Annotated in this window: 11 protein-coding genes; 5 read left to right on the top strand and 6 right to left on the bottom strand. The window is 33.7% G+C overall.

Annotated elements, in window-relative coordinates; all coding sequences use genetic code 11:
• Positions 1-14: 14 nt before the first annotated feature.
• The 6 genes from MY1_RS04545 to MY1_RS04520 all read right to left on the bottom strand — a co-directional run bounded on the left by MY1_RS04545 (position 15) and on the right by MY1_RS04520 (position 7,262).
• Positions 15-1,466 carry a type II secretion system F family protein gene (locus MY1_RS04545; protein ID WP_007550563.1) on the bottom strand — a complete coding sequence of 484 codons (1,452 nt, stop codon included), beginning with the start codon at positions 1,464-1,466 and terminating at the stop codon, positions 15-17.
• A complete protein-coding gene (locus tag MY1_RS04540) occupies positions 1,467-3,002 on the bottom strand; it encodes a type II/IV secretion system ATPase subunit (protein WP_007550562.1) in 1,536 nt (511 codons plus the stop codon). It lies immediately after the preceding gene.
• A 142-nt stretch (positions 3,003-3,144) separates the two neighbouring features.
• Complete coding sequence (locus tag MY1_RS04535) at positions 3,145-3,789, bottom strand: hypothetical protein (RefSeq protein ID WP_007550561.1); 645 nt, start codon at positions 3,787-3,789, stop codon at positions 3,145-3,147.
• A 112-nt stretch (positions 3,790-3,901) separates the two neighbouring features.
• Positions 3,902-4,546, bottom strand: coding sequence for a hypothetical protein (locus tag MY1_RS04530; RefSeq protein ID WP_007550559.1), 645 nt, complete (start codon positions 4,544-4,546; stop codon positions 3,902-3,904).
• Between the two features lie 123 nt (positions 4,547-4,669).
• On the bottom strand, positions 4,670-6,235 hold the full coding sequence (locus MY1_RS04525) for a vWA domain-containing protein (protein ID WP_007550558.1): 1,566 nt from the start codon (positions 6,233-6,235) through the stop codon (positions 4,670-4,672).
• A gap of 4 nt (positions 6,236-6,239) precedes the next feature.
• Positions 6,240-7,262 (bottom strand): AAA family ATPase, encoded by a 1,023-nt coding sequence (locus MY1_RS04520; RefSeq protein ID WP_007550557.1) that lies wholly within the window; start codon positions 7,260-7,262, stop codon positions 6,240-6,242.
• A 131-nt stretch (positions 7,263-7,393) separates the two neighbouring features.
• On the opposite strand from MY1_RS04520, the gene MY1_RS04515 reads away from it, so the two are divergent.
• The 5 genes from MY1_RS04515 to MY1_RS04495 all read left to right on the top strand — a co-directional run bounded on the left by MY1_RS04515 (position 7,394) and on the right by MY1_RS04495 (position 12,337).
• Positions 7,394-7,849: a hypothetical protein gene (locus tag MY1_RS04515; protein WP_007550556.1), complete on the top strand. Its 456-nt coding sequence runs from the start codon at positions 7,394-7,396 to the stop codon at positions 7,847-7,849.
• A 47-nt stretch (positions 7,850-7,896) separates the two neighbouring features.
• A complete protein-coding gene (locus tag MY1_RS04510) occupies positions 7,897-8,388 on the top strand; it encodes a hypothetical protein (RefSeq protein WP_007550555.1) in 492 nt (163 codons plus the stop codon).
• A complete protein-coding gene (locus MY1_RS04505; RefSeq protein WP_007550554.1) occupies positions 8,385-11,015 on the top strand; it encodes a LamG-like jellyroll fold domain-containing protein in 2,631 nt (876 codons plus the stop codon). Before MY1_RS04510 ends, MY1_RS04505 begins: the two co-directional genes overlap by 4 nt.
• 172 nt (positions 11,016-11,187) lie before the next feature.
• Entirely contained in the window at positions 11,188-11,727 is a 540-nt protein-coding gene (locus MY1_RS04500) for a hypothetical protein (RefSeq protein WP_048109701.1), read from the top strand.
• Positions 11,720-12,337 (top strand): hypothetical protein, encoded by a 618-nt coding sequence (locus MY1_RS04495; RefSeq protein WP_007550551.1) that lies wholly within the window; start codon positions 11,720-11,722, stop codon positions 12,335-12,337. The genes MY1_RS04500 and MY1_RS04495 overlap by 8 nt, the downstream gene beginning before the upstream one ends.
• Positions 12,338-12,453 lie beyond the last annotated feature (116 nt).

The following is a 12,453-nucleotide window of genomic DNA, read 5'->3' as shown; positions in this document are numbered from 1 at the left end:
AATACATACTGATTCTAACCAAATATCGTGCCGACACTGAATATTTTTGATTGAATTACTGCTATTGATATCATTGAAATTATTATTAGAATAATAGAATGTCTGAATCCTGCAGAATACGATCCTGTAGTGATTTTACCTAAAAATAACCCAGATAACCATGCTTGAACCAAGATGGCTATTCCTAATAATTCAAAACGGGCATTTGATTCCATTTGGAGTGTGTTTTTCTTTACTTCATCTGCTTCTAGGCCTGTCCCTATGCCCGTAAGTGAATCAATCACTAGCAATGTTGTAAAACTGGTAATTCCTACGAGCATAAACCCTACTAGTACATATGGTTTTAACATATCTCTTTTTGATTTTTCTATGTTTCGAATTTTTTCTGAAATACTTGCTAATGTATCCAATGTGTTGACATTACCTCCGCCAGATGAAATTATTTCAAACAAAACTCTGAAATTAATTAAAATCTGAAAGTCTGTAGTTTCTTTTTTAATAAATTGGAAAATGTTCTCTAGTGTCATGCCCCACTCTAGTTTGTTTGAAATACCATTTGCCACTTTATTGAATAATCCGTAGTCCTTTCTTTTTGTTGCTCGAATAACACATTTTTCAGGACCTAGACCTGCTTTTCTTGCTTCTGCAACATCTCTGAGAATTATCGCTGCTGCCGATTCTGCATCAAGGGAGAATTGGTATCTGCTCTGGAATTTTATTGCGGGCCATACTGCAGATACAATTAATGCCCCTCCTAAAATATACAAATTATAATCTGGTATTATTTTTAGAAAAATTATTGCAGTTGCTGCAATAATCCCTGGAATTCCAAACATTATGATTTTTTTCAAGTCTATCTCGTCAATCTTTGATTTGTTTATTGATTTTGCAAGAAACAAAAATAATCCAGAAATTATTGGAGGCATTAAAATTACAAAATAAATTGGATCAATATCTGTCTCCAATGGAGGTGCTCCTGTTATGCCTCCCGTAGTTGTAGCAGTGACTATGATGTATACTGCTAAAATGACGATTTGCATTGTTAGATATGTATCTACAAGTGCTTTGACCTGATCCACTAACCCTTTTTGGGCATTCTCATAAAGATCAAAAGCACTAGTCATTTTAGTTTTAAGATAATTTACCACGTCTCCTCCACTTTGAATGGCAGATACATATCCACTAAGAAACTCTCCAAAATTTGAAGGCCCCCTGTCTTTTACTTCTGTCATTACAGTTAATGGGTCCATGCCTAAAATATCGATCTTTTTTAAAATCTTCATTGCTTCTTTTCTAACATGTGGTAAAAGTTCCATATCTTTGATTTTAATAAAAATTGAATATGGCCCAAACCCACTTGTTGAAAGCAACGTAACTATTGTAATGAAAAAGGGTAGTTCAGAATCTATTTTTTTATTTAATTTTTTTTGCTTATCTTTTTGCTCAAAGCTTTTTAAAAAAGACATCTATCCACCATACTCAATTTTTTTCATCAACGCTTCTGGGTCTCTATAATATTTTCCAATGTTTTCTGCTACTTTGGCATAACTTCTAATTCCACGTTGTAATAGCCATTTTATGACCCTCTTTCTTTTTTCATATTCTTCTGATATTTGTTCCATGTCTCTTCCTGTTTGCTCTGCAATTCTATGTAACATTACACTATCTTCTAATCGTACATCAAAATAATCTGATTTTGGATCCCATTTGAATGCTGAATGATAAACATCTGCAGTGTTGAGTTCCTGAACTGATATTGCTTTTCTAGTGCTTTTTCCATCATGTCCTTTTACTCTTCTAATTACTATTGCACAATTCATCAAAGATAGATATGATGCTGGAATGTCCATCGGTTTCTGTTGTAATCTTTTACCTGCTGATTCTAAACTGTCTGCGTGCATTGTACAAAGACCACCGTGTCCTGTTGCCATAGCCTGAAACATCACATATGCTTCTGCACCTCTAATTTCTCCTACCACAATATAGTCCGGTCTGTGTCTTACACCTGATTTTATAAGATCATATAGTCCAATTTCACCTTCGCCACTTGGACCAAATCCTGTTCTAGCAACTAGGCTAAACCAGTTTTCATGTTTAATGTTGATTTCAGCTACGTCCTCAACAGAAAATATTTTGTAGTCTGGATTGACTAGTCCCGTTATTGCGTTTAAAATAGTAGTTTTTCCGCTGCCTGTAGATCCTATGACCATAATTGACATTTTTGCTTCCATTAACATCCACAAATATGCTGCAACATCTACACTGATAGTTCCAAACGATATTAGATCCACAACCGAATATGGATCTTGTTTGAATTTTCTTATTGTAAAGCTTGTTCCCTTTGGAGTGACCTCTTTTTGATACAATACTGAAATTCTATGATTTCCTTCTAATGCTAAATCTGAAATTGGGTATGCTGAACTAATGTGTTTTCCTGCTCTGAATACTATTCTGGATACAAATGAATTGAGTTTTGCATCTTGAAATTTTATGTTACATGGAATACTGTCATATTTTCTATGCCATACATAGATTGGAGCATCTATTCCACTACAACTTACATCTTCTATATTTGGATCATGCATAATTGGATCGATTAATCCAAAACCTGCAATATCTCGTTCTAGATAATATTTTACCTTTTCCATACTTGCAAGGGGATAATCTTGAAATAATTTTGTATTGTCTTTAATGGTCTTATTTACAAATGACATGAACCCAAAATCTTTTTCAATATTTTCTGGAGAATCTAGGTTTTCTTCTATTAATCTGTATAATTGATTGTAAATTATTTCTTCTTGTTGATTTAGTTTTGTTTCGTCTACTTGATACGATATGCTTCCATTTTCTTGGTCTTGTAAAATATTTGCATAGCTAAATGGCGCTTTTAATGGATAGTTTTCAATTAATGTTGTTCCCTTTGGAGTTTCATTCTTTAATTCACTTAGAAAATCACTTTTAAGAAATGTTTCTAAACTCTGCTCTTCTTTGTTTTTGCCCATTATATTCAATTTTTATTCTTAATTTTTTGATATATCAACCAGTGTGAAACATTACAATACATACTATTGGCAAAAAATGTCTTTCTTTTTATTATAATTTAAAAATACGAATTGGATAAGATTTGAAAAAATTCCCCTTACCCTAGGACTTTCCTTCTACGGTTACGCTTTGTGGTGCACCTGTTTTACCTGCAAATATGTTGACACTAGTATTTGCACCAGAATCCAGTGATGTCAGAGTGCCGTTATTTAATTTGAAGTAAATAACTGCTGCTTGACCTGGTGTTAATGCTACTGGTCCATTACCTGGATCTGCACATATTCCTTCAGTTGTTGTCTCTGTTGATACAAGATCAATTGATATGAAATCTGCACCTGCAGGACATACTGGGTTATTTACCTGTCTAGCCATACTTCCAGTTCCACTAGTTGCTGCCCACCCCGTATGGTTTAATGATTGTTGGAATGTTGCTGAACTTATTGTGGTGTCTGGGAACCATTGGGTAAATGGCACGTCTGTACCTCTGATTTGGATTTTGTCTACTGAAACGACTTTATCCCCCGTATTTCTTATTTTAGCTGCACCAATAGCTATACCGTTTGTATCAGTGCTGTGTACCCATACTTTTACCCCTGATACTGAAATTGATTCTGTTTGAGTACCGCCTTGGAAAAGACTGGCACCATAAAGAACAACTCCTGAACCAAGTACAACTGATGCCACCAATATGATGACTGTTGTAAGTACTGTACTTAATGCACGACTTTTGTTTAGCTTTGGTTTCATTTTGTTAATTTTATATCTTATTTTGTTAGTTATGTAGGCGAGTATGTAATTTTTTTGAATTACAGATTAGAAATATTTACCTAAAAAATCCTATTTTAATGAATTCTGTTTGTTATTCTTTTCCTTCTACAGTAATGCTTTGTGGTGCACCTGTTTTACCTGCAAATATGTTGACACTAGCACTTGCACCAGAATCCAGTGATGTCAGAGTGCCGTTATTTAATTTGAAGTAAATAACTGCTGCTTGACCTGGTGTTAATGCTACTGGTCCATTACCTGGATCTGCACATATTCCTTCAGTTGTTGTCTCTGTTGATACAAGATCAATTGATATGAAATCTGCACCTGCAGGACATACTGGGTTATTTACCTGTCTAGCCATACTTCCAGTTCCACTAGTTGCTGCCCACCCCGTATGGTTTAATGATTGTTGGAATGTTGCTGAACTTATTGTGGTGTCTGCGAACCATTGGGTAAATGGCACGTCTGTACCTCTGATTTGGATTTTGTCTACTGAAACGACTTTATCCCCCGTATTTCTTATTTTAGCTGCACCAATAGCTATACCGTTTGTATCAGTGCTGTGTACCCATACTTTTACCCCTGATACTGAAATTGATTCTGTTTGAGTACCGCCTTGGAAAAGACTGGCACCATAAAGAACAACTCCTGAACCAAGTACAACTGATGCCACCAATATGATGACTGTTGTAAGTACTGTACTTAATGCACGACTTTTGTTTAGCTTTGGTTTCATTTTGTTAATTGAACTTTTCTTCATCCATTTAGGTATTGTCCTAACTTCCCAACATTGGAATTTTGTATATTCTATATGTAAATGTAAATTACATACAATGTGTAAGTATTATTTTTATTAATCTTATGTATCTTCGCCTGATATTCTAGCATATGCAGAAATAAATTTTGCCACTGTTTTACGAAGACTTTCATAAGGAATGCAAAGATTAAACACCTTTGTGATTCCTTCTGGCAATCCTATTGCAATCACTGTGATTCCTTTCTTTCTTGCTTCCAATATCGCATCTTCCATATCTTTATTGTTTCCTAGCGTTCCAACTTGTTGACCATCTGTAATTAAAAAAATAAATTTTTTTTCAATGTTTTCCCTTTCTAAAATTCTTGTGCATAGTTTTACCGCATCTCCTATAAAAGACAATCCTGTAATTTCTATTCCTCCAACTCTTGATCTTGCAGTTTGATCATATTTTTCATAATGATCTTTTACTATTCTGAAATTATTATTAAAAGTAAAAAAACCCCACTTGCCGTTTTTTGAGTTTACATCATTGGCAGCTTCTCCAAGTGCTATTGCAAATTTTTTCATCTCATCAAATTTTAGTCTCATGCTAGAACTTGTATCTAAAACTACTGCCCATTCTTCTTCTATTTTCCTATAATCATCTTGCTCAAAGATCTGAATGCTGTTATTTTGAGCTGCAACTGCCTGAATTGCTGCCTGCATTTGCAACAGTCCCATATCTTCCGGCATGCCTTCATCCATTATGTTTGGAACCAATTTCATTTGGCTGCTCATCTTTTTCAAAAACATATGGGTCGCATTTCTTAGTCTCAAATACTCTCCAATATTTTCTGGAGCAAATTCAATTTTGTCAAAATTTAGATCATGTGTCAAACCACCATATTTTTTCCTCGTTTTATCTCTGCGTTTTTGCTGTTCAAACCAAATATCTATAAAATTCTGTACATTCTTCTCTACTATGCCCGATGGATTTATTGTAATATTTTGTTTCCAATTGATTGCATTATTTTGTTGAGTATGATGATCAACATAGGGTGCATTTTCTTCTTCAATGATATCTTGATTAAAATATAATTTATCTGCAATTTCAATTATCTTATTTTTATCATTAGAGTCTAGTTTTATAATGTTATTTTTAATTACATCCTCAATTTTTTTCTTTGAACCAAACCTATCCATAAATTTATTTCTTTTATATGTTAATTTGTCTTGAATGCTTTTTTCATTAATCATTTTAAATGTACTATTAATTTTGTTTATTTCTTGATAATATTCCGGAAAAAATGTCTTTAAGAAATGATTTACTTTAATGTCTTCTATTTTTTCTATTGTTTTGTATGCTTTTTCTTCATCTTTATCCTTAATCCAATTTTGGTATTTGCTAAAATCTGTTACATTTGCATGTGCTGCAGCATGACAAACAGTAGCAAAAAATAAATTCCATATTGTTTGCGCTCCAGACTCGTATTTTGAAAAGACAATTCCTTCGTAGACACTATGCCCATTAATTTTTCGTGGCATGGGTAAATATACGGTTATTATTGGCAAATAATCTATTTTTGGAAAATGAATTGTATCTAAAAAAAATAGATCTATCTCCGTCGGTTTTTTTCCACATATGTCAAAAAAGATTTTATGTGCTACATCCTCTACTCTTTCTTTCATTTAATCACACTTTTCGATTTCGCTGTGCTATTTTTCCTTCAATTACTTTTTTAATTATTTGTCTTACTTCGTCTTGTATTTCTGGATCATCGCTAGTCATTGGAACCAGAGTTTCATTTCCACCTTGTAGAATATCAACTCCATCTGAACAGATCTTTGCCCAATTTACTAAATCTCCCACTGATGGTCCATAAGGAAGATCTCCCATTTTGTATTCTTGTCTTAATTTTGCACCTATTCTTACAATTATTTCAGCATCTTCTAGAGAAATTCCGCCTCTTTCAGAGACCATCTTGAATTCTTTTTCATCAATATTATCTCCTACGCTCATATAATCAAAATTCAACCAGACACTCATTCTTCTCCTCATAGCTGCGTTGATTGGTTTTGTACCTGCAAATTCAGATGATACTGGGTTCATGCTAATTATCATGTATGCATGTTTGTGTCTGTGGATAATTTCACTATCTTTTTCTGTAAGTACCATGTGTCCTCTCTGGTCTAGCAATGGGTTTAGCTTTGTTGCAACGTCTTGTTTCATCATGTTTGCCTCATCAAGATATAATATTCCGCCCTTTCTACACCATCCAGTAATTAATCCATCAATCCAATTCTCTTTTCCCAATCCAACATATCTTCCAAAAAGATCAAAGACAGATGTTGCCAAACCACAGTTAATTTCCCACATTGGAAGTCCGGCCAATTCTGCCACCAAGTATACGATGTGTGTTTTTCCAGTTCCACTGGGACCAATTAATGCGCATTGTTTGAAAAACTTTAATGCTCTTCCAATTCGCTCCACATAATGTTCTCCATTATCTAGATATGGTGGCGTATCTTTTGGTATCATGTCATCCATTTCTGGAGGAAATATCATGTCTGAAGAATCCATGTATTTTTTAAAATCATACATTTTTGATAGTTTATGCGTGTCTTTTTTTATCTTGGATATTGATACTGAGAGATTTACCTTGTCCGAATTTATTTTTGAATGATTAACTGATGATATAACTCTATTTTGCTCCATGCGTAGATTATCTATGTGGTGATATGGTTAATGCTGTTATGTGTGTGCTGATATTACATACACATTGTTTAATGAATTTCAAGATACAATTAATCAAATTGAACATACAAGTTGACTTGAATTCTATATCCATGAGTAAAAACGACCCAAAAAATAATGTATTTCATAAATATGATGTAGAGGCAACAATTGATGAAATCGAAAACGCTGAGACACATTCTACTTTCAAGTACGGATTTACAATTTTATCAAACCCAAAAAACGTCCACCTAACAATTGAAGGCATGACCAAAATAGCGGGGGATGCAAAAGAAAGAGACGACATTCTCACCAAGGATGAAAACGATGTTCCCAAGATTTTATCTGTGATTTATCAGGAACTATTTCCAACATTTTTTTTGCTTTCAAAAAGTCTCAATGTTTCATGTCCTCCTATCCAAATTGGTGGAATGGGCGCAGGTAACGTATCTGAAGCAATTGAGGAGATCGAAGATGTCTCCACAACACAAGAAAACATGACCGAAGTTGCAGAACCTGTAGATGAATCAGAATTAGAAAACCCAGACATTATTCAACCAAACTTGTGATTATGATCTCTTCTACACTATCAATAATACCAGATCTAAATTTGATAATGTCTAAAATTTCTCTTAGAAATAATAAACGATTTCATTTTAATTCCAGACGAGCACTTGCAAATGTTGTAACTAGTGCCATAATCCTATCTGCAGTGAGTATCATGGGCGTGGCGATGCTTGGATGGTCAAATAGCAGCTTGACTACACAAAAACAAGCAATGGAAGAAACATTTTCTACCCAGACAAACAAAATAAATGAAGATCTAATATTTGATAATGTATGGTTTTCTAATACTTGTCCAGGAAAATGTGTTAATGTTACAATGACCAATGTTGGACCATTGGGACTAAACGTAACTGAGATGAAATTTATTGATGGAATAACTCTGGCAGAATTGCAGATTTTTTCTTATACTGATGGAGGAATTATCCCATCAAGTACTTTTTCCATTAATGCAACATATGCATGGAATTCTGGTGATGACATCAATATTGTTGTGTTTACAGAAAGAGGAAATCAATTCATCACACAGGAGATAGCTCCATGAAAAAACATCGTGGTCTAAGTGCCCTAGTTGGTTCTGTGTTTCTTGTAGCTGTAGTCATCAGCTCACTTTCTTATGTCACTTATAGTATGAACTTATTAGGAAATTTCTCTGAATCATTAATAATAGAAGAAAAAAGACAAAAAGATAAACAAAATGAGGCATTTGAAATTGAATCTGTAACGATAAATCCTAGCAACAGATTAGATGGAGTTGTTTTAAACACAGGCCAGGTTCCGTTAGAAATAAAATCTATTTGGATTGAAGAAGATGGTATACCTGATACTACTAAAAAATTTGATATTAACACTGTAATTGCTCCTGGTGATCAGTTTGATTTGATTAACGGTGTGGATTATGTTATGGATCCTCTTAAAGGTTATAAACTAAAATTAATTTCAGGCAGAGGAGAAGTACAATCATTTTATATTAATGCCGTTGGAGACCGAAGTCTCTATCTGAATAGCTATACCATTCCTGAAACGGTTTCAACTGCTTTTGATACTACTATACTCTTTACAGTTACAAACAATTCTACAAACAATGCACCAATCTTAAATTTGACACCTTCAGATCTAGATGTTGATACTTCTTTGTGTGCATTTACTGGTTGTTCGGCAGTTAAGGTTTCTGGACCTACTCCAACTTCTTACCCAAGTTTAAAATCTGGCGAGACTGCAATTTTTTCATGGGTATACACAATTTCAGGAAACAATGCTGATCAGATTACATTTGAGGCATCACTTGCAAACGGAATTACTTCAAACATTGCAACATCTAATGTGCGAATAAAAGAGGTTGAATCTGCATTGACATCTGGGACTGCTCTTTCATCCTTAGGGTTAGATGACCCACCAGGGCAGAATGACGTTCTATATTTCCATATGGAAACTAACAACGTACCATCTACCACATATCAATTATCAGGCACCTCGCCAGAAGGTTCTGGAACATATCTAGATCTTGATGAGATAGATCCGAGTTTTTTTTCAAACAATTCTACATCTACTGTGACTATTCCAACTGGCACATGGTATGTTGCCACTCGAACATTTCATGAAAATTTGCCTGATTCTTTAATGTATGTCAGCGATGATAATCATGATAATTCTGTGGATATGATATTTCATCTAGATTCCAATACTAATCCATTGGTAGATTCTACTGGAAATACAAACGGTCTAGACAAATGTTCTGGTAATGCCTCCCCAACATATGTTTCATTAGGAGGCCCTGACAATTCTCCGTACTATAGTTTTGATGGAAATGATTGCATAGATAGTGTCTGGGACATGGACAATGATAATTGCCCTGGTCCTGATAGTGACTGTGAGGATTATTCTGATATTGAAGATTTCCCAGATTCTACTGCTTTATGGTTTAGAGTGCCAACCCAATATGCGGATAATTCAAGAAATGTTATAATCCGTTGGGATGATAATGATTCTTCATACTCTAACGTGGAACGCTATCAGATTCATATGGGTGATGGGTCTACATCTGGAAATCGTGGTAAGATATTCTTTGAAGTAGATTCTAGTGGTTCTGGTAGTAGTAATGTTGCACAATGTATCAGCACTAACAGATTGGATGATAACACATGGCACCATGTTGTTGCTGTAAGAAATGGTGCTAAACAATGTGATCTGTATATTGATGGTGTGTTTAATGATCATGATAATACCGGCGGATCTGGCAATAATGTTGATACGGGTGGTGTAGACACTGAAATTCATATTGGTTATAATGGCGCATCAGAATATTTTGAAGGTCATATTGATCAGATAATGCATTGGAATGATTATGCATTAACAACTTCTCCAACAAATCAAATATCTGATTTGTATAACGCTAGATTTGGTGACACATCTAGCATAGTAGATGTTACCATCTATGAAACTGATGTTAATGGTGTTAACATAGAACCTCCAATCGCAGTATTGATAAATCAACCAATGAAATTCATTGATTCAGGAGATCTTATTGATACAAGTGACTATGCTACAGATTCTTTTTACAAAAACTTTAATTTTACCCTATCTGCAGTTCCTGAATCTGTTATAGATGGACAAAACAGACTAAACGTCACACTTGCGTATAAAACAGGGTTGGATACAATTATGAGAATCGATGATAGTACAATGACAAATCAAAAATCTTCATTTATACAATTCCCTATACCCAATATTTCATTTTTATCATTTTATCAATACGATAATGATGATATACTGCAGGTTGTTGCTGAAAATACTGGTGATGTTGGTGCTTGGTTTACATATCAAGGAACACGTGCGATATTTGAAAATTTATCTACGGGGAATTCTTATGCAGCAATCGTTTGCTCTGCTAACTCTACATTAACTAATGATGAGTGTAATACTGGCGGTTCAAACACATGGAGACTAGATGAAGATAGGGACAGTATCTTTATAGATGCAAATAATATCATATACCTGTATTTTTTTCAAGCACAGGATAGACCTGATCGTAATATTAGCTGTAATCCAACATGTGGTACTATAATACCTGCTGGAGATTATCACATGTATGTTTTCATTAGCGGATATGATGAAAAAGGGGCCTCATTTCTTAGGAAAATTGACATTGGCAGAATTACGGTTAGTGATTAGTCAATCTATTCTAAATTCTATATCTGTCTTTACTAAAATATTCTATGTTAATTGCATCTGTTTTACGTCTTGAAATGTCTTTTATTCTTCTGTTCATGTCTGAGCCTAAGATAATTCTGTAACATTAAGGTACATACAACTTTTAATGTAATTTTCAAGTATTATAAAATCAATGCAATCTAGCGAATCTGCCGATCCTAACAATCCTGTATCTAGTGAATCTGTTACTATGCCTGTTGACCCTTTGACATCTAACGCAGGTACCTTGACTCAGCTAAACACGCTGATTGAGGAATCTATGCAAATCTATGAACTAGAAGACCAAAAAACAAACATCATAGAGGATCTGCATAATGCATTAAAAATAATTACAGAATTTTTAAGTTTTTCAGTTAACATTCATCCTGAAATATTCAATCTTCCTTCAGATGCCAACATAGTTTTGTTACCTAATTTAGAATTAAACATTAAACTATCAAATGGTAAAACAGAGACTAAAAAATTCATAGATTATTCCCCTGAAACAATCACAAAAATAATTGAATACATCACACCACAATTAATAGGATTAATCCAAACACAAAAGACGTATCTGACAGAAAAGATTACTTTCTTAAGAGCTGCCACAAAACAACTAAACGTACTTTCTCAATTAAAAGAAAACCTGCCAAATAAAATTCCTGTAACGGAGATTCCGGAAAATATTGAATAAATTAATTCGCAGATATAATACAGTCAAAGATTTAAAGTCAAATCTTGAAAAAGAGATTGATGAAACCGAGCAATCAATAAATGAATACTCTAATGTTTTAGGTAATAAAATTAGATTAAATGAAGAATTCTCAAAAGACGATCCTGAGTTTTTAGAACTAAAATCAAAACTAGAAAACAATCCTGCGGACAAAAAGAAAACAGATACAAAAACAGAGGATCTCAAAAACAACGATAAAAAAAAATCTGAAAAAAAGATGGTTGAAAAACCAAAAAAACAATCCAAAAAAAATAGTGAGCATTGGTATAATTTGGATCAAATAATGGTGTATAATGGAATTGGACTCAAAGGGGAATTAGAATTATATTTCAAGGCAATAGATGACCTAAAATCAAAACTAGAAATGCTTCAAAGAACATTATCTGCATTGAACAACATTATTGAAAAGGGACTTAAAGAAGATATGGCATGCATTGCATTTCATGGCTCAAATGGACCACTTCAAATATCCTTTCTAAAAACAAGTGATATTAGGAAAAACTTTTCATTCAAATCGATCTACTCTGGAATTGCAATTTCTCAGGAAAGTATCATAAAAATAGGAATATAGTGAATTTTTATGTTAAATAGTCTAAAATTATATAATAATTTTATGTTTAAAGATATTAAGAAATACGATCGATCCGATCAAAACTTCTTAGCTATATCACAATATAGTCTAGTCTT

This window comes from Nitrosarchaeum koreense MY1, from assembly GCF_000220175.1.
In the GTDB taxonomy this organism is placed as follows: Archaea; Thermoproteota; Nitrososphaeria; order Nitrososphaerales; family Nitrosopumilaceae; genus Nitrosarchaeum; species Nitrosarchaeum koreense.
The sequence above is the reverse complement of the archived record's forward strand: the minus strand, read 5'-3'. Positions and strand labels throughout refer to the sequence as shown.

What these genes read in the sequence shown, in the direction of transcription:
- MY1_RS04545 (WP_007550563.1), bottom strand. Translation starts at nt 1,466, where the DNA reads ATGTCTTTTTTAAAAAGCTTTGAGCAAAAAGATAAGCAAAAAAAATTA.
- MY1_RS04540 (WP_007550562.1), bottom strand. Translation starts at nt 3,002, where the DNA reads ATGGGCAAAAACAAAGAAGAGCAGAGTTTAGAAACATTTCTTAAAAGT.
- MY1_RS04535 (WP_007550561.1), bottom strand. Translation starts at nt 3,789, where the DNA reads ATGAAACCAAAGCTAAACAAAAGTCGTGCATTAAGTACAGTACTTACA.
- MY1_RS04530 (WP_007550559.1), bottom strand. Translation starts at nt 4,546, where the DNA reads ATGAAACCAAAGCTAAACAAAAGTCGTGCATTAAGTACAGTACTTACA.
- MY1_RS04525 (WP_007550558.1), bottom strand. Translation starts at nt 6,235, where the DNA reads ATGAAAGAAAGAGTAGAGGATGTAGCACATAAAATCTTTTTTGACATA.
- MY1_RS04520 (WP_007550557.1), bottom strand. Translation starts at nt 7,262, where the DNA reads ATGGAGCAAAATAGAGTTATATCATCAGTTAATCATTCAAAAATAAAT.
- MY1_RS04515 (WP_007550556.1), top strand. Translation starts at nt 7,394, where the DNA reads ATGAGTAAAAACGACCCAAAAAATAATGTATTTCATAAATATGATGTA.
- MY1_RS04510 (WP_007550555.1), top strand. Translation starts at nt 7,897, where the DNA reads ATGTCTAAAATTTCTCTTAGAAATAATAAACGATTTCATTTTAATTCC.
- MY1_RS04505 (WP_007550554.1), top strand. Translation starts at nt 8,385, where the DNA reads ATGAAAAAACATCGTGGTCTAAGTGCCCTAGTTGGTTCTGTGTTTCTT.
- MY1_RS04500 (WP_048109701.1), top strand. Translation starts at nt 11,188, where the DNA reads ATGCAATCTAGCGAATCTGCCGATCCTAACAATCCTGTATCTAGTGAA.